Here is a 26,951-nt window from a genome sequence, read left to right as displayed (position 1 = left end):
AGATCGGCGGGCATCACCATTCACTTCCCGGACTACAGGACGCCCTTGGTGCTGGGGATCGCGTTGCTTCGCGGGTCGCTTTCGGCTGCCATCCGGACGGCTCGCGCGACGGCCTTGAACACGCATTCCGAAATGTGGTGCCCGTTGCGACCGTGGTGCAACAGCACGTGTAGATTGCAGCGAGCATTGGCGGCAAACGATTGCCAAAAATGTTCGACCAACTCGCTATCGAAGGTGCCAATCTTGGACGCCGTGATCGGTGCCTGATACTCGAACGCATAGCGGCCACCCAAGTCGACCGCAGCGGTGACCAAGCATTCGTCCATCGGCAGCGCGAAGTGACCGTAGCGGCGGATACCAGCGCGATCGGCCAGGGCTTCGTGCACCGCTTCGCCTAGCGCGATCCCAATGTCTTCGGTCGTATGATGGTCGTCGACGTGCAAATCGCCGGTGGCATGCACGTCCAAATCGATCAGGGCATGCTTGGCAAACAGGTCCAACATGTGGTCCAGAAATCCGACACCCGATCGACGTGTTCCGTCACCTTGGCCATCCAGGTTGATGGTCAACTGGATATCAGTCTCGCCGGTCTTGCGAGCAATCGATGCGATACGGTTCATAACTTTAGTGCTCTTTCGATTGCGGACAAACAAGTCTCGATTTGGTCGTCGGTCCCCACGGAAATCCGTAGGCCGTCACCCCAATCGGGAAACTGCATGTATCGAATCAGGATTTGTTGTTGCTTTAGAAATTCATAGATCGATTGGTGATTCCCCGTCGGGTGCTGGCACCAAACGAAGTTGGCGTGGGACGGGGTGACATGGAATCCCATTTGCGCCAACCGAGTTTCCAGCACTGCGCGTGTGGCGTTCATCTTGGTTTTGATATCGGCCAGCCAATCCTGACATCCCATTGCCGCCGTGGCGGCGGCGATGGCGATCGCGTCGCAGTTGTAGCTGTCCTTGATTTTGGTCAGCTCGGCCACCATGTGCGGCTGGGCGACCAAAAACCCGAATCGCAAACCAGCCAAACCGTAGGATTTGCTGAGCGTACGGGTGACGAAGACTCGTTCGTTCTTTTGGACCAAGTCCAGACAATTCGTTTCCGCAAAATCAACGTACGCTTCGTCGACCACCAACGGACAGTCCAGCGAATCAGCGATCGCGGCGATCTGATCCGGTGGGACGATTGTTCCCGAAGGGCTGTTTGGATTGGGCAACAGCACCAGTCGCAAGTCGTCGTCACTTTTCCCGAACGCGGCGGGTAGTTTCCAGTCGTCTTCGAAGGGAACCTGTTCCCAACCCGCGCCCTGGATGTCTGCCAAAGTGCGATACAAGATGTAGCTGGGGTAGGGCAGTCGCAACCGTTGTCCTTCCCCGACGAAGCCACGGACCAACAGCGTTAAAATTTCGTCGCTGCCATTGCCCGCCAAGATCCATTCCGGGCCGGGCATCCCCAACGCCTTTGCGGCGGCCACCCGAAACGAGTTCGCCATGGGGTCGGGATACCGGTTCAGCGGCCCGCCGGCAGCCGCTCGGATCGCTTCCACAACCGCAGGCGGCGGTGGATACGGATTCTCGTTCGTGTTCAGCTTGACGCCGGTCCCCGGCGGCGGCTGTTCACCCGGCGCATATGGCAGCATCTTCGATAGGGCAGGGCGGAACAGGTCGGCGTTCGTCACGGCTGGGAACTGGACTTTGGGGGTGAGATTGAGGAACGATGGGTTCGAGTAGTGGACGTTGCGAACGATGCGAGTCGCATCTGGGATTTTTGGCAAAACCCACTACAGAAAAATCGGAAGTGAAGCAGTGAAAACGCGGACGCTGAAAACGGCGGCTTTCGGACTATTGGCGGATCGTGACACTGCGGGCGTGGGCGGTCAGGCCTTCTTTTTCCGCTAACCGGACGACGTCCGGAGCGATTTGGTTCAATGCGGCCGGGTCGAATTCGGTCACACTGCCGCTGCGCAGAAAACTGTTGCAGGACAAACCGGCGGCCCATGTGCAGGTGCCGCCGGTCGGCAACACGTGACTGGGGCCAGCCGCGTAGTCACCCAGTGCAACCGGTGTGTGATGCCCCAGGAAGGTTGCACCGGCGTTTCGGATCTTGGCGATCATCGCATGCGGATCTTCGGTTTCGATGTTCAAGTGTTCGGGAGCAAACTGGTCGGTCAATTCGCAGGCATGATCCTGGTCGCGGACCAAGATCAAGGCGCCAAAGGATTCCAATGCATCGACCGTCAACTCGCTCCGCTGCAGCATCGCGACCTGTTTTTCCAGTTCGACCTTGACCGCTTCGATCAGGGGCGCGTGCCAGGTGATCAGGATCGCGGATCCGGGCGAATGTTCGGCTTGGGCCAACAGGTCGGCCGCAACATAGTCGGCGCGAGCGGTCTGGTCGGCGATCACGATCACTTCGCTTGGCCCGGCGAACGAATCGATGTCGACGGTGCCATAAACGTTTTTCTTAGCCAGCGCCACAAACAGATTGCCGGGACCAACGATCTTGTCGACCGCTGGCAGAGCGTCGCATCCATAGGCCATTGCCGCGACCGCTTGTGCACCACCACAGCGATAGACTTCGGTGACGCCCAGTTCGTGACAGGTTGCCAACATGTCCGTGTTGTAAGAACCGAACTTGGTTGGCGGAGCGACCACCACGATCTCGTCGACGCCGGCGACCTGCGCCGGGACGACGGTCATCAACACGGTCGACGGATAGGCCGCGGCGCCGCCTGGGACACAGACGCCGACACGTCGCAGCGGCAGGTACCGCTGGGTCAGTGTCACGCCGGGCTGCGGAGTGATCGTGACATCACGGTGCAGGATCGCGGTTTGGAACTGGCGGATATTTTCGGCGATACGGCGAATCGAATTCAGCAGTTCGGGGTCCGCACCGGCGTGGGCGGCGGCCAGATCCGCAGCGGGAACTCGCAACTGGTCGGCGGACAGGTCGGCTTTGTCCAGCGAAGCCGAGTAGCGGAGCAGGGCAGGGGTGCCGTCGCGGCGGACATCGTCGCAAATTCGATCGACGACCTGGACCGGCGTCAGCGCCTGCCCAAACACTTCCTCGGTCAACGCCCGACCACGTGGGCTGACGACGTCGCCCTGCGGACTTAGCTTGTCACGAAGTTGCTGCAAAACTTCCGTCGATCCGCGGGTAGCGTCGACGCATTGAAGGTTCAGGGTCATCTGGACGAAGGATTCCCGGGGGAAGTGCAATGAAAGGATGTCCGATAGGATAATAGAACTTGTCTCCGCCGGTTACCGCAGGGGACTAATCCGGCCGCCAGCAGTCTTTCGGCTGATTCGCCGTTTGGAGATCGCGTCGCCACCGTGCCGGTTGTTGGCGGGCACAGCCCCCCCAAGCCGGCAAAAGTCACTTTTCAAGACCCGTTCATTGATTCGATGGTTCACCCGATGATTGATTTGCGCAGCGACACCGTCACTGGTCCCACCCCCGCCATGCGACAGGCGATCGCTGGCGCCGTGGTGGGTGACGCCGTGATCGACGTCGACCCAACCGTGGACCGATTAGAAAAGATGACCGCCGAAATCCTGGGGAAGGAAGCGGCCGTGTTCATGCCCAGCGGATCGATGACCAACCAGGTCGGCATTCGCGTCCACTGCGACCGTGGCAGCGAATTTTTGTGCGAAGCCGACTGTCACATCTATCACTACGAACAGGGGGCATTCGCCCAACTCTCCGGCCTAGTCGCGCATACCGTCGCCGGTACTGGGGGTGTGTTGACGGTGGACCAATTGCGTCCTCACATCCGGCCCGTCAACGACCACATGGTCCGCACCCGATTGGTCTGTCTAGAAAACACGCACAACCGGTGGGGCGGACGCATCCAGCCGCAGGAAAACGTGTTGGCGATCTGCCAGTGGGCAGCCGAGAACGATCTCCGCACGCATTTGGACGGGGCCCGATTGTGGAACGCGGCAGTCGCGACCGGGATCAGCGAATCCGAATTGGCCGCCCCGTTTGATTCGGTCAGCGTCTGTTTCAGCAAGGGACTCGGCGCCCCCGTCGGGTCGGCATTGGCCGGTTCGGCCGCGTTCATCGCCGAAGCAAAGCGAACGCGAAAATTGTTCGGCGGCGCGATGCGTCAGGCCGGCATGATCGCCGCCGGTGCAGTCCACGCACTGGAACACCACCGCGCCCGGCTAGCCGACGACCATGCGGCAGCGACCAGGTTGGGGGACGCTTGCCGACAATGCGAATCGCTTTCCATCCGGGGCGACCGGGTCGATACGAACATCGTGGTTGTCGAGATCGACACCGCCTGGGGCACAGCAGACCAGATGACCAAACAGCTTTTCCAGAACGGCATCGACTGCTTTGCGATCGGGCCACAAGCCGTCCGCTTCGTCACCCACTTGGATGTCAGCGAATCCGAAATCGAATCCGCCTGTCGCATCATCCGCACGATCGCCGAAACGCCAGCCTCGGTCACCGCGTGATGCCACCGCCTGACGCGATCCCCGCTTCCGATATCCCCGCGTCCGATATCGCCGCGTCCGATATCGCCGCGTCCGATATTCCCGCGTCCATGGCACATCCATCGTGGCCAGCAACCTGGTGCGTTGCCGTGATCGCGATGGCGGTATCGATCGCGGTACGAATCACATCACTGAGCGAAAGTCTGTGGGTCGACGAACTGCATTCGGCTTGGTGCATCTGGGATTCGCTGGGCGATGTCGTGGCACGGTCGCGAGCCGGCAACCAGTCGCCGGTGTACTTTCTGTTTCTATGGTTCTGGAAACTGGTGATCGGCCAGTCCGAATTTGCATTGCGGATGTCCAGCGTATTGGCGGTGGCGCTCGGTGGCGGTATCGCTACCGTGGGTGTGACCCGGTGGACGGGAAGTCTGGCAGCAGGCCTGGCATCCGGACTGGTGCTTGCACTGGAGAAAAACGCGATCTTCTTCGGCACTGAACTGCGGCCGTTTGCTGCGGTGATGCTGTTTGCGTGCGTTGCGACCATCGGATTTGTGCTTTTCCAATCGGCCCCCGATCGACGCCAGCAGCGGCGCGGATGGACCTGGATGTCGGTTGGCATTTTGGCCGCCATGGTCTGCCAACCCACCAGCGCCGGCGTGCTGGGGTGGTTCTTTGTGGCGGCGATTGGGATCTGGTTTTTCACGCCCAAAGACCGTGATTCGGTCGCTCGCCAACCCAATGAAGACGAATCGATCGAAGCAGGGCAGGGCAGGGCGGTGCGAATCCGGACGCTGGTGTGTATCGCAATCGCAACCGTGGGGATCGCAGCTGTACTGTGGAGCTTTACACTTCAGCATTCGTGGCAGAACCGACAGATCTGGGCCTCGTTCGCCACCGCGACGCATCTGAACCAACTGTGGCGAACCTGGGACTGGCCATGGCTGGTGATGTTCCCGATGTTGTTGGCGTTGGCCGCCAAGCGAGTCATTCCGCCGGGTCGGGCATTACCGGTCGGCGCGCGTGCGACGAGGACCTCGCGTGCGACGAGGGCGCTGCCCATCCCGCGAATCGGCACGACGGTTTGGATCCTGGCAGCCATCGCCGTGATCGCAACCTCCGGGTACTGGTGGGTGTCTTGGTCAGGTTGGTTGCCGCTGTGGCATCGCCGGTACTACGTGGCCGCGCTACCGATCATGGCGATCGCGGCGGGCGGTGGCGTCGGTGCCGCATCCTCGCGTGGCCAATGTTGGGGATGGATCGCGGCGATCGCGATGTTGACGGGACTGACCTACCATCAGGGGACTCTTGGCCGATGGATCCAACACCCCACCGCGGCAAACGCCGCTCGCGGAGAAGATTGGCGTGGCGCGGCCCAATGGGTGAATCAGCAACTGGGGATCCATCAAGAACGGCCAACCGAGCAACCGCCGGTCGCCACATGGCTGGATTCCGGACTGATCGAAGCGCGGACGATCGCTGTCGAAGACGCGACGGAGGCCCAGCGACAGTATCTGGCCTATCCGCTGCGAGGTCCTTACCCGTTGGCCGTGCCCCCCCAGCCCATCGGGCGTGACATCAACGATTGGCCACGGGAAAACGCCTTCCTGATCACTCGACGGCGGCTGGGGCCGAGCGACCGTGCCAAGTTTCCAGGCAGCGAAGTCGTCCAGTTTGGCGGGGTAACGGTGATGCGGTTACCCAAAGGCGATTGATCGCGGTCTATCCTAGGTTGTATCGAATCCATTCCCTGCGACCGTGATCATGAAATCTTCGTCAACCCGGTACCTGTTTGCCATCCTGTCCGTCCTGGCGATCGCAGGACAACGATGCGGCGCGGACGAAGGCAACCTGGACGCAGCCCAACGGGGCTACCGTGTGTTGACCGAAACTCCGCTGTTATCGAACGATTTCACCGAAGACGTGTTCAACCAGACATGGCGGTCGTGGCCCGAGCCTCTCCGCAGCCAGGCTGAAAAATCGACGCCCGCCGAGCGTCGCGCGATGGCCTTTGACCGATACGGGCTGACCGCTCGCCCCGATCACCGAACAGACGGCGACCGGAAAGGCGATGATTTCCCGAAACCGCTGCAGTACGTCGTGGACGATGCCACCGGCAACTGGACGATGAACTGCTTTGCCTGCCACGGCGGCAGCGTCTATGGAACACCGACGCCCGGTGCGCCGAACAGCCGGTTCGCATTGCAAACGATGACCGAAGAGATTCGTGCGACGAAGTTCAAACTGGGCAAACCCCTGTCTCGAATGGACATCGGATCACTGATCATTCCGCTGGGGACGACCAACGGCACCACCAATGCGGTGGTCTTTGGCATGGGATTGATGGCCAGCCGTGATACCGAACTGAACTTGGTCGACGCACCGCTGGATTCTTTCACGCATCACGACATGGACGCACCACCGTGGTGGCACTTCGGTAAACGGCCGTCGATGTACATTGACGGGTTCGCCGCCAAGGGGCATCGAGGGCTGATGCAGTTCGCACTGATTCCCGAGAACGGTCCCGAGTTTTTCCGAGATCACGAAGACGAATTCCGTGACGTGTACGCCTATTTGTCGTCACTGGATCCCCCCCGATACAGCGGGCCAATCGATACCGATCTGGCACAACAGGGCAGGGCACTGTTCAACCAAACCTGCGCTCAGTGTCATGGCACCTACGGCGACGACGAACACTATCCCAATCGGCGGATTCCTATCGAAGACATCGGTACGGATCCCGTGCGATTGCGGGCACTGTCCATCGCAGGCCGACAAAAATACGCCGACAGCTGGTTTAATCGCGAAAAAGCGGTTGCCGCAACCGATGACGAGGGTCCCGGAACGCGGGAACACCCCCGCGATTTGGCGAAGGATCGGCCCGACGATGTCCATGCCGCGACGATCGTCGATCCCGACGGTTACGTTGCCCCGCCGCTGGACGGTGTGTGGGCCAGCCCGCCTTATTTCCACAACGGCAGCGTCCCCACCCTGTGGCATGTGTTGCATCCGTCCGATCGGCCAGTGGTTTGGCGCAGAACCGGACAGGAAATGGATCAGCAGCGGGTCGGTTTTTCGATCCAACTGGCTGATAAAGTGCCGCTGACCGAACCCGACGTCGCGATCCGCCGCAGCTATTTCGACACACGCCGATTTGGCAAAAGCCGTGCTGGGCACGATTATCCCGATCAGCTGGACGAGAACCAGAAACGGGCGGTGCTGGAGTACCTGAAGACGCTGTAGCCGAAACCGGGCCAGCCGATGGCGACTACTCGATTGGCCGCCCGCAGCGTATAAAAGCAGGTTCACACTCGACATTTCACGGCGTAATTTTCACGGCGTAGCAGCGATGATTCGCTGTCCACACCCGACGGAGTAATACATTCGATGACGAAGACCCAACTAGAAGCCGCGCGTGCCGGTGAAATCACGCCTGAAATGGAATATGTCGCCAAGCGAGAAGACTTGGGCGTCGAATTGATCCGCGACGAAGTGGCCGCCGGCCGCATGGTCATCCCAGCCAACAAGGTCCACGCCGCTGGCGCCCTGGAACCCATGGCCATCGGCATCGCCGCCAAGTGCAAGATCAACGCCAACATCGGCAACAGCGCCGTGACCAGCAACGTCGGCGAAGAACTGGAAAAATTGCATACCGCAGTGCACTTCGGTGCCGACACGGTGATGGACCTGTCGACCGGCAAGGACATCGACAATATCCGTCGACAAATCATCGAAAAGAGCCCGGTGCCGATCGGGACCGTTCCGATCTACCAAATGTTGGAAGAATTGGGCGGCAACATCGAAGACATGACGGCCCAGCACTTCTTGGACATGTGCGAACACCAAGCCAAGCAGGGTGTCGATTACATGACCGTGCACGCCGGCGTCAAACTGGAACACCTGCACCTTAGCATCAACCGAGTCACCGGCATCGTCAGCCGTGGTGGATCGCTGATTGCCAAGTGGATGATGGTGCACAACAAACAGAACCCGCTGTACACCGCGTTTGACGACCTGTGCGACATTTTCCGCCAATACGACGTGACTTGGTCTTTGGGTGACGGACTGCGGCCGGGATCGATCGCCGACGCATCCGACGCTGCCCAGTTTGCGGAACTGGACGTGCTAGGGGAATTGACCAAGCGAGGCCAAGCACGCGGATCGCAAGTGATGGTCGAAGGTCCTGGCCACATCCCGCTGGATCAGATCCAGATGAACATCGAAAAGCAAATCGAGATTTGCGACGGCGCACCGTTCTATGTCTTGGGCCCCTTGGTCACGGACATCGCACCTGGATATGACCACATCACCAGCTGCATCGGTGCGGCCAACGCCGGCATGCATGGTGCCGCCATGCTGTGCTATGTGACGCCCAAGGAACACCTGGGGCTGCCCAACGAAGAAGACGTCAAGCAAGGCGTGATCGCCTACAAGATCGCCGCTCACGCAGCCGACGTCGCTCGCGGCCGCAAAGGTGCCCAGGACCGTGACGACGCGCTTTCCAAAGCCCGTTTCGCATTCGACTGGAACGAACAGTTCCGTCTATCCCTGGACCCCGAAACCGCTCGCCGCTATCACGACGAAACCCTACCTCAGGACACCTTCAAGAGCGCCCACTTCTGCAGCATGTGCGGACCGAAGTACTGCTCGATGAAGATCACCGAGGAAATCCGTCAGATGGCCAAGGAAAAGCAACTGGTCGAAATTCCGACCGAGTGAGCTGCCTCGAGAGCCCTGCAAGGGGCAGGACTGTTAGAGAGAGGCGAAGCGTGAGCTTCGCCTGGACAAAGTAGTTCGAGTTTAAGTTCGAGTTCGAGTTCGAGTTTTCGAACCGTATTCCAGCACCCAACTTAAACTGGAACTCGAACTTCTTAACCACGCTCGCAAGACGCTGTCACGCACTTTGGACGATTCAGCGACCAGGCCTGCCGCTAGCCAATTTATGTTGTAATCGTTCACGGCCTATGGCTTTGAACGCCTGCAATCTTTTAATCCACAAATTTTTTAACCCAACGTTCGCTTGCTCGTTCCTGTTGATGGTCACGAACGGGTGCTTGCTAAGCGTGGAACCGCGATCGGGCGATCGGCTCGCAGATCAGGGAAATGGGGTTAGAAAATTGATGGGTAAAAAAATGGCTCATCCGTCGGAAGGGTGAGCGAACGGTATTCTAGGAATGGCTCCGTTGTCCCATAGTGTTTGAGAGCGTCTTTATCGAGCGTTACACTGGAATTGCCAGGCGAAACGGAATCCAGCTCTGCCGAGGTCTAACTCGACACGGGATGGCCTTGATGATGGTGCGTCAATGGCGTGACCTGTCCGCGGCGAATCATTTTTCGTCAGGGACACTTCCGTCAAAGCCATGGGACACCAGAAAGGTGTCTCCAAAAACCTCGGGCTGTGCGTCGCGCGCTTCCGAGGGATGAGCCATCTTTTGTTGGTTGACGCCCACCTCGTAGAAGCGATGCGCAAGCGGCGTCAACGAAAGCATTACCGCAGTTTCGACTCACCAAACGCAATCTTCCTCCTGCGACGCAGAGTTAGCACGCCTACCGCTGCAACCGCCAGCATCGCGATGCCCGAGGGTTCGGGGACCGCGGCGGCAGTGACAGTTTGCGGGGCCACGGCAACGGTATCAGCTTGGATCGTCGCAAATTCATTGATCGAAGTCGGCGTCAGGTCTGGCGTATCTAGGATCAAAGCGTCTGCATCAACGGAAAACATCAAACTGCCCGAGAACGTAGGCAGTGTCGAAACGACGATATTCGCGATAGCGTCGTTCGTACCAGAAACCACGCCTGCTCCATTGACGTCCATTCCGTCGAAGTTGATGTCGGACAACGTTAGACGCTGCGACATTGCCGAATCAAGGTTCACTGTATCAAAGAATTGTCCATCAGACGGGAAAACGTATCCCGTCATTGCCGCGTCGGTTCCGGCCAAATCGAAAAAGTAGTCGACACCTGCTGTACCAGAACTTCCCGACAGCAGCAGATCGATTTGGTAGGAGCCGAGATTCGTCGCGGTGGGCAGTTCAACCGAAAAAAAGAATTGGCTTCCCGGTGTAAACGTCGAATCGGGAAACAAGAGTCGCACCGGGGCGGAGGACGCAACCGTCGCCATTAAGGCCATCAGTGGAATCAGTAACAGTCGTAAAAACATGGTGATGTGTATCCCGTCTAGGTGGGGTTTTCGGTGATTGGGAATAGTGAGACTACTTGACGATCATTGGGTCAAGCTGAGTCTTGCCTGATCGTCGGCCAATACTTGCAACAAATCGTCGTCTTCCCCGTCATCCATTTGGGCGGTTGCTGAAGTGTAGACCGAGTCGATTGTAGTGGTCGTGGTTTCAGTGGGAGCGAGGGATTCGAACTCTGCATTCCCCGTAACTGATTGACGGCCGAGTTTGTTGATAACCTGTAGCGCATCGAGCGCCGACACCGTGCCGTCGCCGTTGACGTCATAGCGGCTTGATACCAGCGATTCACTTTCGCCTTCCGCACCAGCAACGGAGGAGGCAGACAGCCGACTCAGCTGATTGATGACCATCAATGCGTCGAGTGCTGAAACGCGACCGTCACGATTGGTGTCCTCGTAAGCGATTGGTTTAGCAACGCTGGATTGGGTGGCTGACAATGACATCCCAACGGGTGGCGTAATCGATCGTCCATTCGCTCGGATCACAGCGATGCGATCTCGGACACTGATCCGGCCGTCTCGGTCCAGGTCAGCATTGGCGTCGAAATTGTCGGCGGTTGAAAAACGACCGAGCGAATCAAGCACGATCGAGCGATCTAAAGCGTCGACAACTCCGTTCCCGTCGGCATCACCGGTAAGGCGGTGGAACGTCTTCTGGTAGGTTCCGCCGCTGGAACCGCTGGTGTCGCCGTCGAGGGCAAAGCCCGCTACGTCGGTCATGAAGTCGGCGTTGAACTCGAAGGCATAGAATCCATCAGGCAACGTGTTTCGGCTGTCAGTGAAGCTGTCAAGCGACCAGATCAGCTTTCCAACTCCAGTTTTTGGGTCAGTCTCGAACCGGAATTGATCGGCGGACAGATCACGAACCTCATTCTCGGTTCCATCCACGCCGAAATTCGTGAGTGTCACTGCGTCGACAATCCGACCGTCGTTGATGAGTGATGGCAGGTTGGTCACGCGATCAAACTCAAAGCTCACAACGTCAACATTCGATCGGGAATCAAGTCCCGTTTGCACAGGAGCCTGCTCGATGGCCGGACCAAGTCGCCCAACTTTTGTTGTAGCATCCGGTTCAGCGGGTACCGCTTCCGTATTGCCAGCTCGATCAACCGCGACGCTGTAGAAACCGTAGGAGGTGTTTTCGGCACCCACGAAGTTAGTCGAGGTCCGTCCGGTGAGCCTTCGATAGAACTCATACGGTCCATCGTCGGTAGATACGAAGATATCGTAAGCTTCGATGCCGCTTCCGATACGGCCGCCGGGAAGTCGCGGATCGCTGCCGGTGACCGAAAGGACAAACGACGGAATCGTTTGGTCGGGCTGAAGCGGTTGGACCACACTGCTCGGCGACTGGGTGTCGAGAGTCCAACTTGCCGTGAACGGGCTACTGCCTGGAACTCCCGTCAGAGTGTTCAGCGCGGTGAGATCCAATGCAAGCGTGTAAACGCCCTCGGAGTTGACGACATCGGTAAGCCCCGAAATCGTTAGCGTGCGACCATCTTCCGATAGTGAGGTAGCGATGCCACTATCAACCAAGTTTGCGCCTCCGTTCCGCCGAATCGTCAACAGGTCACTTGAAATGCCGTCGGCCATGATAGGTGCAACGAACGTGACATCGATTGAGTCAAACCCGCTGCGAGTGAATCGACCAGGAATACCGTCGGTTTCCAAAACCGCAACCGGGGCTGGTTGAAGAAATAGTCCGTTGATATCGGTGTCCGTCGTGTTCCCCGCCGGATCGATGGTGCGAATCGTGAAGGCGTGACGCCCAGCGGACGTCAGCTCGATTGGCAGGGCAAATTGGGTTCCTGGAATATCAAACGGACCGTACTGCGTGTTCGTGACTGTGTCAGTGATCCTGATCCTCAATCCAGCCTCGGCGAGATCACCGCTAATGATGACGTTTTCGGAGCCGACCGTATCGCCGTCAATTGCGGCGTCGGCGGATGACAAGCGAACATTCGTCGGGCCTTCGGGGGGCGCCAAATCGAATGTCCAGGTTGTCGATGCGCTGGCGACTCCGTCGTTGCCTGCCAAGTCACTGATGCTGGCTCCATCAATGGTGACGGTGAAGCTGGCCACCTGTGGATCGGCAAGGAAGCCTTGCACGAAAGAAATGCCACCGATTCGATAGAGTCCGTCGCCAAGATCCTCGAACGTGATCCTGGTTTCGTCGGCCAAAAGATTTTCACTGCCGCCGTCACGGGTAAGTCGCAGGTCATCTACCGAAAGCGATGACAAGTCGATGATCTCGCTGAACTGCACGTCGATTGGTTGGACGGGCGTGTTTCGGGGATTGGTTGACGGCTGAATCACTTCAACGACTGCGGGAGCCGTTTGGTCGAGGGTCCAGGACGCGGACCGTGACCCGATTCCAGCCAGCCCATCCAAATCAAGCAACTGAGTCGCGTCGACCGAGAACCGATACTCTCCATCACTGCTCATCAGAGTTTGCAGATTTCCGACTTCGTAAACGCCAGCTTCGATCTCGGTAAACGTCGTTGTGGCATCCAGCAGATTCACACCGTCCAGTGTCAACGATGTCGCGCCGGAGAGCGTGTCGATTTCAATCGGTTCGGTTAGTTCGAGACGAATCGTGTCAATGGTCGAGTTCGTAATGCGATCTGGCACGCCAGCGAATTCGATGACCGCTGGTGCCGCTTCGCCTTTGACCCAAGTAAATGCCGAAAGACCCTCGCCAGAATTGCCGACTTGGTCCGTGATGCCGTCGAGAGCGATTTCAAGTTCGTAGACGGCGTCATCCATCGTCAATGGTGCAAGTCCGTCCAACGTGAAAGTAGTTCCTGAGACAGCTGAAACAGAGAGTGCGATCGTGTCGATCGATTGTCCGTTTTTAAGCAAGCGAAAATCACTGACCTCCACGCTGCCAGCATCAATGGTTTCGCTGAACTCGATTTGCAACTGGCTGACCGCCGAGTCAGTCACCGAGTCGACGCCGGACACCGAATCCACCGACGGACCCTCGACGTCACCGTTGGAATAGATCAGTTCGTACTGACCGGTGCTGTTGAAGTCCAGCAATTGCAGCTTGTTCTCGTAGATTGGCCGCTGCCCCAACCCAATGAACGTCCGATCGGTTTGCCAAAAATTCTTGGGATCGAGCATCGTGCCATCAGATCGGCGGATACCTATCACATCGAACAAGCCATCGCTCGGATCGTCAAATCGGAGAAAACTCCAACCCGCTGAAACCGTAGCGGAAACATCAACCGTCAAGTCGGCAAGCGTCGGCATCAAAGCGGCGACAACGTCGCTACCAAGCGAAACATCCAACACTGTTCCATCGGAAAGGTAGAGCGTGTCCGGCAGATCGAGTGGATCGGCGATGTCATTGACCAAGAAATCCGGAATCGCATCATCGACACCCGATGCCGTCGCACTGACCGACCGGATCAATTCATGAATCTCAACGCTCTTAACGAGGCTGAGTTCTTGGCTGCCGAAGTCGGAAACATGCTCGAAGCTTGCTTCGTATTCGGTGAACAAGCCTTGCAAAGTCGACTCAAGCAAAAACTCAGCGGTCGATAACGAGCCGGAAGCCAGATCACCAAATTCCGCAGTTAAAGTTCTCTCGGCAGGCTCACCATTGACGCTCGTGCCAACAATTTCAAATTCGACGAGCAGTCCTTTCTCGTTTTCGATGATTTTTGGTTGAGCGGATTCGATGCGCAAATCTCGTGCATCGCCACCTCCGTCGTTCTTGACCTGAACTCCTAGTGAAAAAGTTTCCGAGGATTCGATTTCGTCAGTGAAGGGATCGTCTGAGATTACGTCCCGTTGAAAAAAATAGTCGATTGCTAACTGCGGCTGCGGAACAACTGTGATTCTTGTAGGTTGAAAATTATTGCTGACCGCGACACCAAGTTCCTCGTAAGCCAAATTACCGGTCACAAAGTACTCAGTCGAATCATCCACGGCAGCATCGGCCGACGGAACCAATCTCCATTGAAATTGCCCTCCTGATCCGGCTGCTAGAGTATCACCGACGTTCGCATTAACGAAGCCGGTCTGTTCAATCAACTCAATTCCAAACAAGTCGGAAACATCTTCTCCATCGCCATTCAAAACCACTATCGACGCCTGCAGGCTCGCAAGATCCTCAGCAGTCTCGTTCGATATCTCAAGTGTCGCGTCAAACGCTTGGCGGGTTTGAACGACATCCTGCGAAATTTGAATCCGTACTTCGGCACAGACGCCATCGGCTGAGTACCTGGAAAATAGGCTTAGCAGTTCATTGCCAGTTGCTGAAATCCCACTATAGACATCCGCTACGCCAGCGTTCGCAATTTCACTTTGTGCAGATTCGGCGATCTGCATTTCTCCCAACCAGACTTCAAGGTCAATGAAATCTTCGGAGTTTCCTAGCGGAACGTCACTTGCTATGAAGATACCTTCCGACCAGTAAAGCACTGTTCGATTTAGGCGATCAACAAAACGATCGATATCTTCGTCAATTAAGCCCGCTGGTCGACTTGGGGAGCGGTACAGCTGATCCTTTTCTGACTCGCTGACAACTGAAATCGCTCCTGAATCATCGAGACTCACTGATCGCAACAATGAAGTCCAGTCCTGAGCGACGGCAATATCCAGATTAGCAACAAACCCTTGACTACCGTAGAAGTAGACTTCAGGTGCTGCTAGCTGTGAGAAAAGTGTCCCCATGCGATCTAAGCGGCTCAACTGGTCATTGATGGAAACCGCTATTGAGTCCTGCTCGCCTTCGGCGGAGCGAGCCAAGTTGGGTTCCGGTATCGGAGGAAGTTCATCTAGAGGCTCCCAAGGAAACTCCGGACAGGCTTCAGCAACATCGTTGATAAATCCTATGAGATCTTGGGCGAAGAGATATAGATTCAACAATGGAATCGACTTCCCAACTTTATCAAGTCTAGTCTTGACCAATCCTAAGCCAACTTGAGAACAACTGTTACCTATTCCAATACCTGTTTGATTTCCAGTACCAGTCAAAAAGCCAGCTATTCCTTGACTGCAGTCTTGCAAGTCCGGGATAACGCTTATTGGTAACGAAGATAGTTGGGCAAGTAAATTCCCCACCGCTATCGCTGTCCCCAAAACGCAATCATCGCAATTGAACGGAACTGAAATAACAGGGTCTTCACGTCGGATGACTATTGGATTCTGGTCAAGAGTTTCCCTAGGTTTTCGGCCCCTTCCGAAGTTCCCAAGATCGACAATCTCGGTACGTCCGAATCCACCAAACCCACCTCCCGAGCCTGACCCGGTTCCGATTCCTCCTTTTGGCGTACAGCTGATTCCAAGCACAGGGATTGGAATGCTACTCAACAAGAAGTAGTCGCCACAAATGTATCGGTACGTTGTATAGACCTCCAGGTCGCAGGGAACATTTCCCAAATCGAATAGCGTATCTGGAGTAGTGAAAAGTTGCTGTCGAGATACTGCTTCACCCTCTGCGAAACGTGCAGAGCGAAGGCTAGATGTTTCAACGGCAGGATTTCTAAGCGTAATTACAACTGGGATTGATATCGTAGACTTTGCCGACAATACAGGTAACGAATCGACGAGTGGTTTAATCTCCAATGCCGGGTGTTCATCGAAAAAAAGTTGGATGTCAATAGCATCAATTAAGCCGTGATTGGTGTATTGAATTACAAATGTCTTACTGTCGCCGATGAATTCGAGCATATTAAGGTCGATATTGCTTTCAACGACAACCACTGGCGCTGGAACATTTGTCTCGAACACTGCCTCGACCGAAATTCGCGTTCGGTCTTCAACTCCAATTTCTTCTACACTCCAATTGTATTCCACAAAGTTTCTTGGGATGAATACTTCGACCTCATTTCCGTCACCCGCCTGAATGTCAACTAAACTCGTCTTTGTTTCATGATTTTCGGCACTTACTTCGAGAACGTATTTTCCGCGTGCAAGTGCTTGAAAGAAAAAGTCACCAGCAGCTGCAACATTTTGTTCACCTTCTGCGTTAGCCTTGAAAGATGAGACTGGAACTGCATTCGTTGCAACAAGTTCACGAGTAATGGGGTCAAGAATGCGAACGATGGCACCATCGACCAGCGGGGCATCATTTTTATAAAAGGTAAATTCATCGACAACTCTGACCGTTAGATCGCCAACAGTTTCGGCTGTTGCTTGAAGTCTAAACTGAACAGCCAAGTCGTCGCCTTCTGTTCGAGCAACAATCAAACCGCTGTATTGAGTTAGTTCCAAATCGATTTGCGGACTGAGCAGCAGTGTGACGGTTGTCAATCCTCCGGGCGAGATATTTGCGATTCGATGTCCAGAGCTGACGGACAGCCATGGGGCACCGTCGGGAAGCAGAAATTCGATCGGTCCCGAGTCAGCTCCGCCGCGATTTTCTAATTCAAACTCGATGGTGGTTTGCTCGCCAACGACCATAGTTGATTCGATTGTCTCGACGCTGGCGACGAGCCGAGCAGTCGGAGCAAGGACATCGACGGTGATGGGGATGTCCAGGTTCGGTGCTTCGGTTGTACTGATTCGCAGTGTGAAGCCTGTTTCGCCGAAGGTAGCGGTGCCGCTGCCAAGGTCGTATTCGAGTTGAAAACTTTCGGAGGCGGGCAGCGTGTTGGCTCCATCGGCGATTCTCGGAGTCACAGTGAGCCCAGTTCCGATGTCGATTGCTTCGACGGTTAGACCCGACAGATCGACATCGGCGAGGTTGCGAACGGTGATGGTCTGCGTCGTGGTCGCACCGGAGGTCAGGTTGATGAAATCGAAACCTTCGGTGGGCTGGAGTCCGAGCAGTTGGAATGCATCCTGCGAATCGGTGGGAGCGATGCCGGGATAGGTGGCCGAGACACTGTATTGCCCGCCTTCACCAGGTAGCGGGACGAAGGTCACAGCGAAGTTGCCGTCTGCGTCGGTTGTTGCTGGCAGTACCCGATTGGTGCCGCGAACAGAAATGTTGACGGCGACGTCGACCGAGACCGCTGGTGATCCATCCACCTTGGTTGCGGTTCCAGCAAGCGATACCGGAGTGCCAACGGAAGCGGTTTCGATGCCTGATGATACGGTTGCCGTGTACGGTGCCTCGATGGTGATCGCCGATGCGGAGACAACGTAGTTGTTGGTTTCAAGGACTTCTCGTACCGAATCGTTGGCGTCCACTTGGACGATAAGAAAGTACTGACCAGGCATCGTTGGCAGCGTGACGATGGCCGAGCGGCTGTACGATTGGCCGAAACCGAGTGGACCTTGGAAATCAACGGTTTCGACTTGCTGGTCATCGCCGACGATTCGATCGGATGACCAGAAGACATTTTCGGTCCATCGCCCGCGTGCGGGAGCGACGCCGTCGTTGAGAACTCGCCACTGGACGGCCGCATTCTCACCAACCGTGCCGGATGCCGGCGTAACCAATCCGTCGGCGAGCAGGTCGGCTCGATCGACATCGGCAACCAGAATCGTCGAGAGTCCAGCTTGAAATGCATCCGCGTTAGCAGTCAGCGTCGCCCGTTGATCGCCATCGGCGAGGCGGTCAGCAATTCCAGAAACTGTGAACGAGACTGAGTCAGCGCCCGCGGGAATGACGACGCTCGCTGGAATTTGCAGCTCGCTGGGATCATCCGTCGCAAGAGTGACAGTCAAGGCATCATCGGTTGCCGTGTTGCGGAAGACAGTCGCGGTTGTAGCCGCGTATTCAGCTACGACGTTGCGATCGAAAGACACTCTCAAAGTAGGACCATCGTTGTCGGTCACGGCGATGGATCCGGCTGCCAAGATGTCCTCCAAAGCCGGACCACCGCCGGTAGGAATTGCGGCGGCGGTCACGTCAACGTTGCGAGTCCCGTTGAGCAACGCATCATCGTTGCTAAACAAAGCGAAGCTGGCGGTCCTTGAGCCTCGCGGGATCGTTACCGTGGGCAGAACGAACAAACTGGATGAATCTGATGACGTCAGCAATAGACTGACATCGCGTGGCTGGACCGCATCAAGTGTGACCTGACCAAAGGCGGCACCACTTTGCGTGCCTTCGGCGATCATCGTCGGAAGCGTCAGCGTCACTGAGGGAACATCACTCGGATTGATGAGCGTCGATTCAATCGCCCCACGGAAGCCGGGAGCGGTGAGTGACAGCGTCACAGTGTCGTTGTTCTCAAGCTGGTCATCATCGACGGCGGTGACATCAAAAGATGCACTGTTTTGACCAGCGGGAATCGTCACGCGAATCGGGGCGGACAGTTCGACGCGTGGGCTGACACCGATGGCGACAATCAGTTCGGTCGCCGTGGAACCGTTGTGTGTCACGGTGGCCGTTCCGACTTGGGCCTCATCAAGCGACTCGAAATCAAATTCGAGAGTCAATTCTTTGACATCGACATCAACCGCCGTTAGAGGAATCGTGGCCGACGGGTACCCGCTCGCATTGGCGGAGACAACGACCAACTGGTCTCCATCGACAACACCATCGAGTGTCGCGGCAACAGGAACACGAACGCTGTACTGGCCAGCGGGAATCGTGACTTGCGTGGGAAGATCTAACTGGGAAGCGACATCCGCAGAAAGATTGACCGTCAAGGCAGTGGAAGGACTCCCGTTTCGGGAAACGACTAGTCGAGCGGCAGTCTGTCCCTCGGTAACGCGATTCGTATTGGTGGATACGGAGAGTTTCAACGGCACCTCGGTCGGGGTCGAGCTGACGAATCGATTCGACTCGTCGCTTTCGATGACCCGATTCGTGGCATCGACTTCGACAACGAAGTAAACGTCACCTGCGTGACCCGTGATCGGCATTGTGAAGGTGCGTTGTCTCACGATATCGGCACTCGCGGCCAAGTCGCTTTCAAATCGGAATGAGCCTAGCAGTTGACGGCCTCCACCAGTCGGACTGTCCGACAGGTAGACTCGTTCCTCCCAAGGTCCGACCGCCGGCGTGACGCCAAGATTTTTCACGGTCCAGACAAGGTCAAACTGGCTGCCTGCTTCAATCGTGGCGGGCGCGACGATCAAGTTTGGCTGGACGGCCAAATCGATGAAGACCCGCTCCTCGACTAGGAAAGTTCTTGAGCCGACGTTGTTTGTCGTTGCCGAATTTTCGTCGACTGCCACGTCTGCATTTACAATTAGAAACAGCGTTCCGCTGCCGAGAGGCAAATCGAGAGGTAGCTCGTCAAGCGTCAACGCAACGTCATAAAACGTCGTCTTGGCAAGCGATGTCAAACGCTGGACGTCGGCAAGAACGATATCGTCAGCGTTGCCCAAGACCGCGTCTCCAGAGTAGACGACTCGGTCAGTCCAGCGAGTAGACACACTGCTGTCATCACCGACATTGGTGACGGTCCATGACAGTTGCAGTGGATCGCCGCGACGACCAGACGCTGGAGCGACGAAAGTTGTCGCCTCCAGGTCTGGATAGTTTCGAGCGACAGGAAGCACCGTTGCCGAGGAAACGTTGTTCCCCTCAAAAATGAATTCCGGGACATTGTTGATCGCATCCACTTCGACGTATATGAAATAGTCGCCTTCGATCCCCGACGGCAGCGTCACCATTCGCGAATCGACGTAGTTACCGCCACCAGCGGTTAATGATCGCGTCTGTGCGAACGTGCCAAGCACGACGTCATCCGCATTGCCAAATTCAGCATCAATCGAAAGATAGATACGGTCGCTCCAAGTCGTTTCCGCGAAATCAACCGCACCCGCGTTCACACCGGTCCAGGAAACCGTGATCTGTTCGCCGCTACCGGAAAAGGCAGGTGCAGTCACACTGGTGATGACGAGGTCAGGTACAGGTGGGGACTCGACAGACAGGGGACCAAGGACAAGCGTGTTGTTGGATTCATCCGTCTCCAACTCGTCACCCAACGCATTGGTGATAAGCAGCAGGTTGTACTCACCCGGATCGAAACCGAATGGTATGGTGAAACTGTCAATGAAAGCATACGTCGCTCCCAATGGAGTCAGCGGCAATGAACCCGATGGACTAACGATTTCCTTGATTAGTAGATCGCCTTGGTCGATCTTGGAGTCAGAGGAAAGGTAGACACGATCAGTCCAGGTTCCGACGGTGTCACCAGCGCCTCGGTTGCCAACCGTGTAGCTAAAATCAAACGGTAGGTTGAGTTGAATTGTCGTCGGTGAACCTACAATTTCCGGAACCAAGTCTGGTTCCAGTCGCCGCATGACCATGATGGCCGTGGTAGCAATCTCGTTGTTGTCAGAGAATAGAAACTCGTACTCGGCGCCATCGGCGTTGACGACCAGAATCAGATGGAAGTCGCCTTCAATTCGTTCAGGCAAGACAATGTCGACTGAGTGGTTAGCAGTGCTATCGATTGCAATGGTCTGATTGATCGCTTCGCTACCGACCAGAACGTCGTCACCACTGAAAGTGTCGTCTGCCGAAAGGTAGAACCGGTTTGTCCATGAACCCGTGGCATCTCGAAAACCTCGGTTTGCGGTGGTCCAGGTGATAGGTATCGCGAGACCACTGATCGCTGTACCGGGTGATACGATCTGTGTCGGTACAAGATCGGCGAAACGATTCGGTGCGATCACGACGCCATCTGTCGCGGCGACGTTTGGCGCGACGTCGTCAAATTCGTAGACTGCGTCATTTACATCGGTTCGAACGAACCATTGGTAGCGACCATCCAATTCTTCGGGAACGTTGCCTGACCATGTTCCCAAATAACTCTCGCCGCCGTTTAGCACACCGTCATGCGTGACTTCGGCAATTAGTACGTCATCGGCATTACCAAAAACATCATCGACCGACACAAAAACTCGGTCTAGCCAGGAGTCAACGCTGCCGTTTGGAGTTCCATCACCAGTTGAACTGGAACCAACGTTCGCCACGGTCCAGGTGACCGTTGCAGGCTCGCCAACGAATGACATCGCTGGTGCAACGACTTCCGAGGCTCGCAAATCTGCGTTCGGAGTTACCGTGACATCGATATTCAACGAGGTCACATTGTTTTCCTCGAACAGGAACTCTGCGACTTGGTCCTGAGCGTCTGTCTCAACAAACAAGTAAAAGGCCCCCGCAATCCCGACGGGAATTTGAACGGAAGCGGTTTGCGTATAGGTTTCGTTGATGGCTAGCGAAGCAATTCGTTGTATTTCCGAGAGCAAAACATCATCGGCATCACCGAATCGATCATTGACACTCAGTACAACTTTATCGGTCCACTCATCGTCCGCCGTCGCGACGGCACCGTAGTTGCCGACGGTCCATGTAACGTCCAGTGTTTGGCCGCTCTGCGGTGAATCATCGCTGATTTGGAGATTGCCAACGGACAGATCAGAGAAGCCGAGCCCATCAGTTGGCTGCACGAAAACATCAACCACATAAGACGCTTCAGGGCCGTCACCGGCGACCGCTGACACATCGATAAGGAAATTACCGTCGGACGGTACGTCAAACCGAACGATCCGTGGGTCGTTCGGGTTGGGACGCAGCGACACGACCTGACCGTTCGCATCGCGAATGTTCATCTGCGGGTCGAGGGTGCTACCGGAGGGCGTTCTCAGGTAAGCGATGATCGATCGTTCCGCGCGGACCGACCCTATGTCAAAGAAGTCTTGGTCCGGTATTTCAGAATCCCGGGAGTCAATTTTTCCGGCGACCTTGTATCCGACAGTGGTCCCGTTGACATTTGTTTGAAGTGTCGTGGGCTGCCCCAAGACGTCGAAACTCCCAACAGCGTCTCTTTCAATATCAAAATCTCGGGCAACATCAAGCCGGATCGTATAGGTAGCGATTTCGTTGCGGTTAGACGTAAGCTGAAAATAGTAAACTCCGTCGACTGCCACTTCGAATCCGCTAAAGTGTCCGTCGCCACCACTGATTTGAGTAGTAAGGTCCCACACCGGACCACTATCATCATGGACCAGCACTGTAATATCGGACGCCGGAGTTCCCGTCAATTCGTCGATGCTAATTGCAAGTTCATCACCGGCGCTGGCTTGAAAAGACCACCAGTCGTTGCGTGCGTCGCCGTCAGGAGACAGGATCCCCAGCCCACCCGCTCGCAACAATCCAGTTCCCAGTTCATCGGCTGCAGGTACGAATGGCTTGGCGTTCTGGCGGGAAGTATTGTCACCGTCCGCGACTACAAACATTCGCGTCGCTAGTGAATGAGGGACGTTGACGAGAACTAAGCTACCGCCCTCGGCCAACGGCGTCGTGCGGAACGAGGCAATTTCATCGCCTAAGACCTCGCCGATTTCACCCACCAGTTGGTCAAACTGGAGGACGGTGATCAGGCTTTCCGGCGAGGGAACAAAATCCTCTTCTGATTCAATTCGCAGAACCGACGGCAGCGAGAATTGCCCGGAGCCGCGCAGCCTGGGCGTTGCAGTTTCATTACCGGAAATTTGGACAACTATCTCAGCCGGTTGTCCAACCGTTCGTCCCAGTTCGATATCCGTGCCAGGACCGACGATGAACTTTCCTTCGACCGCAATTTGGTCGCTTGGTTGCGACGGGAGTATCGCCCCGCTCCCGCCCGTAATCGTCGTCCCGCCTCCAAACGTCAGCGTCTCGACGTTGCTGCTGACTCCTTCAAGGATGACTATGTTGTTGGAAGTCTCACCCACGGCATTTTCAATGGAGAAGCGGAGGGTCCCTGTTCCGCCGACGGTCTCGCTTCCGCCAAACGTCAACGTGGCTGGGATATCGGACCCGGCCAAGGTAAGTTCGCCGTTGATTGTCAGTCCTCCGTTGACTTCGACTTGACTGCCCGGAGTGATGACGGCATCACCGTTGATGGTCGCTCCGACTAGGTCCGTTACGTTTTGCAAGTCGACGCGAGTGCCCTCAGTGGCAGTTAATGCCAAGCCGTCGAAGCGGCCCACCAGCGACACGTTTCCGCTGGGGTCGTCAACCGTCAAAGGTCCCGTAGCGCGGCGGATCGTCAGCGGTCCGCTGTCACCGCCCATCACCAGACCTTCGATTCGTATTTCATCGCTCGACTGTGTGGTGGCGATGGTCCCCGGCCCACCACCAATCGCGATCCCTGGGCGGACTGTCAGCGTTTCAACAAGGTTGGAGACGCCTTCAAGAAACAAAGAGTTGATCGCGCTCCCGGACGTGGCGTTCTCATCCGAAAAGCGGATAGCTCCGGTTCCATTGATCGCTTCGTTGCTCTGGAAGGTTAGTGATGCTGGCACGTCCGAACCGGCTAGTGTGACTTCACCGTCAATCGCTAAGCCGCCATTGATGTTGACGTCAGATCCAGGGCCGAAGAGTACATCTCCCGTTAGACTGACGCCGACCAGACTGGTCACTTGTGATAAATCGAGCTGGGTCTCTCCTACTGAAGTCAACTGAAGATTGTCAAACGGGCCCTCCAAAGTGACGTTACCTGCAAGATCCGTAACGGCTAGCGGTCCGGTGGCACGTCGAATGAAAAGATCACCACTGCTGGATCCCGTCACTGCCCCACCGATCGCGACTAAGTCACTCGACTGGGTTGTGTAGATTGAGCCGCCGTCGCCGCCGATCTCAATGTCCGAGCCAATGGAGAGCGTTTCAACATTGCTACTGAAGCCTTCCAGTTCAAGAAATGCCAGAGCGGCGACATCATCGGTGGCGTTGACTGTGTTGAGAAACACTTGCCCGGATCCCGACAAGCTTTCGTTGCTACCGAAACTCAATCCCGCTCGAAAGTTCTCGCCACTGGAAGTGCGAGTTCCGGTAATCGTCAGGTCACCATTGAGCGTCAAGCCACCGTTGACATCAATGACGCTGTCGGACGTGGTCGCCGTAATTGTCAAATCAGAATTAAACGCACTGCGTGCAAGGTTATCAACTCCCGAGAGGTCGAGCGTTGTTCCTTCGGTGGCATTGACAGTAAGATCAGCAATGTTGCCGCTAAGGCTGGCTCCTCCCAAAACGTCATCGATCGTGAGCGTTCCATTTAAATTTGCCAAGAGCAAACGCCCCTCACCTTCGCCTCTAACCGGCCCAGCGATCGTGATCGTATCTGACGAACTTTGAGGGATGATCTGACCATGGTCACCAATGATCCTGAGTTCCTCACCAAACGTCAGCGTCTCGACGTTGCTGCTGACTCCTTCAAGGATGACAAAGTTGTTGGAAATCTCATCGATGGCATTTTCATTGGAGAAGCGGAGCGTCCCTGTTCCGCCGACGGTCTCGCTTCCGCCAAACGTTAACGTGGCTGGCACATCGGACCCAGCCAAGGCAAGTTCGCCGTTGATTGTCAGTCCTCCGTTGACTTCGACGTGACTGCCCGGAGTGATAACGGCATCACCGTTGATGGTCGCTCCGATTAGGTCCGTTACGTTTTGCAAGTCGACGCGAGTGCCCTCAGTGGCAGTTAATGCCAAGCCGTCGAAGCGGCCCACCAGCGACACGTTTCCGCTGGGGTCGTCAACCGTCAAAGGTCCCGTAGCGCGGCGGATCGTCAGCGGTCCGCTGTCACCGCCCATCACCAGACCTTCGATTCGTATTTCATCGCTCGACTGTGTGGTGGCGATGGTCCCCGGCCCACCACCAATCGCGATCCCTGGGCGGACTGTCAGCGTTTCAACAAGGTTGGAGACGCCTTCAAGAAACAAAGAGTTGATCGCGCTCCCGGACGTGGCGTTCTCATCCGAAAAGCGGATAGCTCCGGTTCCATTGATCGCTTCGTTGCTCTGGAAGGTTAGTGATGCTGGCACGTCCGAACCGGCTAGTGTGACTTCACCGTCAATCGCTAAGCCGCCATTGATGTTGACGTCAGATCCAGGGCCGAAGAGTACATCTCCCGTTAGACTGACGCCGACCAGACTGGTCACTTGTGATAAATCGAGCTGGGTCTCTCCTACTGAAGTCAACTGAAGATTGTCAAACGGGCCCTCCAAAGTGACGTTACCTGCAAGATCCGTAACGGCTAGCGGTCCGGTGGCACGTCGAATGAAAAGATCACCACTGCTGGATCCCGTCACTGCCCCACCGATCGCGACTAAGTCACTCGACTGGGTTGTGTAGATTGAGCCGCCGTCGCCGCCGATCTCAATGTCCGAGCCAATGGAGAGCGTTTCAACATTGCTACTGAAGCCTTCCAGTTCAAGAAATGCCAGAGCGGCGACATCATCGGTGGCGTTGACTGTGTTGAGAAACACTTGCCCGGATCCCGACAAGCTTTCGTTGCTACCGAAACTCAATCCCGCTCGAAAGTTCTCGCCACTGGAAGTGCGAGTTCCGGTAATCGTCAGGTCACCATTGAGCGTCAAGCCACCGTTGACATTGATGATACTGTCTGACCCTAAAGCACTGATCGATCCATTACCGTCGAGAATCACATTGCGAAGACTCCCAGCAACACCACTGAAGATCGCCTCAGATGAGGTGGAGACGACCGATGTGTTCGAGAGCGTTCCACCGGCGAGCGTGATCTGCCCCGCCCATACTCCAATCCTTGCCGCTGAGAGACTTCCAGAGCCAATATGAATCTCACCGCTAAGCTGAACTTCAGCTACTTCATTCGTTCCGCTTGAAACAAAAAGTGTCGCGTCAGGATCCAAATCGACAAGTACCACATCTGACGCACCTGGAAGTTGGCCAGATTGCCATTTTGTCCGGTCGCTCCAATCACCGCCGGACGGATCGGTCCACACAGCCGTTACCACGGATTCCCCTTCCGGCACGCTATGACTCATCAACCTTTCAGAGGCCAGGGCGGGATGGACGGACTCTCGAACAACGCTCTGGTCAGAGACCAATTCTAGAATAGTCGGGGGGCCGCATGGCGTGATCGCTGCGGCAAGCAGGTTTCTCTTCTCGAGTGGTTCCATTCGAAGAACTGACCGTCGCTGCTTTTTGCCGACTTCTCGCTTGCGAGCCATCTCGGACCTTAACTATTTTGGATATTTCGGATACCAGAGCTCCGACTATCGTATCCCCCGATTGGGCCCAAAGAAACCCGAGGCAACCATCCGAGTTCCATTCGTTGGGGCGAGAAAATCGCGAATGCGAAAGCAATTCGCTGGTTTCTGGCCGCGGATGGGGTTGACCTCACATAGCATCACTAGCATTCACCGGACGGTCGGCTTGCTTGTCCTGATGTTGTGCCAGAAAGAAAGTTCGAGTTAAGTTCGAGTTCGAGTTTAAGTTTTTGAACTCGCAATCAGGTAGGCCGGAATGATGGGAGAGAACCCCACTCGCCGTTTGAACGTTGTCCCCGATCGAATGTGGGAACCGTGGCTAGCCGACTGCTGATTTAGCCGAACTTTCAACGGGAATGGTGAGCTGCTGGCCGTGAGGCCACGGGCAATGGGGGAAGGGCAATGCCCGGCCGCTCACGCGATCACGGCTCACTCAATCA

10 protein-coding genes are annotated in these 26,951 nt (G+C 56.1%); 4 read left to right on the top strand and 6 right to left on the bottom strand.

Annotated elements, in window-relative coordinates:
* Positions 1-32 precede the first annotated feature (32 nt).
* The 3 genes from hisB to hisD form a co-directional block, all read right to left on the bottom strand.
* Entirely contained in the window at positions 33-620 is a 588-nt protein-coding gene (gene hisB, locus K227x_RS04450) for an imidazoleglycerol-phosphate dehydratase HisB (RefSeq protein WP_145168270.1), read from the bottom strand.
* The gene (gene hisC / locus K227x_RS04445) at positions 617-1,666 is read right to left on the bottom strand and encodes a histidinol-phosphate transaminase (protein WP_261343450.1); all 1,050 of its coding nucleotides are present in this window, start codon (positions 1,664-1,666) and stop codon (positions 617-619) included. The genes hisB and hisC overlap by 4 nt, the downstream gene beginning before the upstream one ends.
* A 178-nt stretch (positions 1,667-1,844) precedes the next feature.
* Positions 1,845-3,191 (bottom strand): histidinol dehydrogenase, encoded by a 1,347-nt coding sequence (hisD, locus tag K227x_RS04440; protein ID WP_145168268.1) that lies wholly within the window; start codon positions 3,189-3,191, stop codon positions 1,845-1,847.
* Positions 3,192-3,419: 228 nt separating this feature from the next.
* On the opposite strand from hisD, the gene K227x_RS04435 reads away from it, so the two are divergent.
* From K227x_RS04435 to thiC, 4 genes are all read left to right on the top strand, one after another.
* Positions 3,420-4,466, top strand: a complete 1,047-nt coding sequence (locus tag K227x_RS04435; protein ID WP_218933770.1) for a threonine aldolase family protein — start codon at positions 3,420-3,422, stop codon at positions 4,464-4,466.
* A complete protein-coding gene (locus K227x_RS04430; protein WP_145168264.1) occupies positions 4,466-6,157 on the top strand; it encodes a glycosyltransferase family protein in 1,692 nt (563 codons plus the stop codon). Before K227x_RS04435 ends, K227x_RS04430 begins: the two co-directional genes overlap by 1 nt.
* A 49-nt stretch (positions 6,158-6,206) precedes the next feature.
* Positions 6,207-7,685 carry a c-type cytochrome gene (locus K227x_RS04425; RefSeq protein ID WP_218933769.1) on the top strand — a complete coding sequence of 493 codons (1,479 nt, stop codon included), beginning with the start codon at positions 6,207-6,209 and terminating at the stop codon, positions 7,683-7,685.
* Between the two features lie 144 nt (positions 7,686-7,829).
* The gene (gene thiC, locus K227x_RS04420) at positions 7,830-9,161 is read left to right on the top strand and encodes a phosphomethylpyrimidine synthase ThiC (RefSeq protein WP_145168263.1); all 1,332 of its coding nucleotides are present in this window, start codon (positions 7,830-7,832) and stop codon (positions 9,159-9,161) included.
* A gap of 608 nt (positions 9,162-9,769) precedes the next feature.
* On the opposite strand, the gene K227x_RS30240 is transcribed toward thiC, so the two are convergent.
* The 3 genes from K227x_RS30240 to K227x_RS04410 form a co-directional block, all read right to left on the bottom strand.
* Entirely contained in the window at positions 9,770-9,931 is a 162-nt protein-coding gene (locus K227x_RS30240) for a hypothetical protein (RefSeq protein WP_218933768.1), read from the bottom strand.
* On the bottom strand, positions 9,931-10,602 hold the full coding sequence (locus tag K227x_RS04415) for a PEP-CTERM sorting domain-containing protein (protein WP_145168261.1): 672 nt from the start codon (positions 10,600-10,602) through the stop codon (positions 9,931-9,933). Before K227x_RS04415 ends, K227x_RS30240 begins: the two co-directional genes overlap by 1 nt.
* Before the next feature lie 63 nt (positions 10,603-10,665).
* Positions 10,666-26,286, bottom strand: a complete 15,621-nt coding sequence (locus K227x_RS04410; RefSeq protein ID WP_218933767.1) for a CARDB domain-containing protein — start codon at positions 26,284-26,286, stop codon at positions 10,666-10,668.
* Positions 26,287-26,951: the final 665 nt, after the last annotated feature.

It is taken from the genome of Rubripirellula lacrimiformis (assembly GCF_007741535.1).
GTDB classification, from domain to species: Bacteria; Planctomycetota; Planctomycetia; order Pirellulales; family Pirellulaceae; genus Rubripirellula; species Rubripirellula lacrimiformis.
Note: the sequence above shows the minus strand (reverse complement) of the source record. Positions and strands in the feature narration are given on the sequence as shown.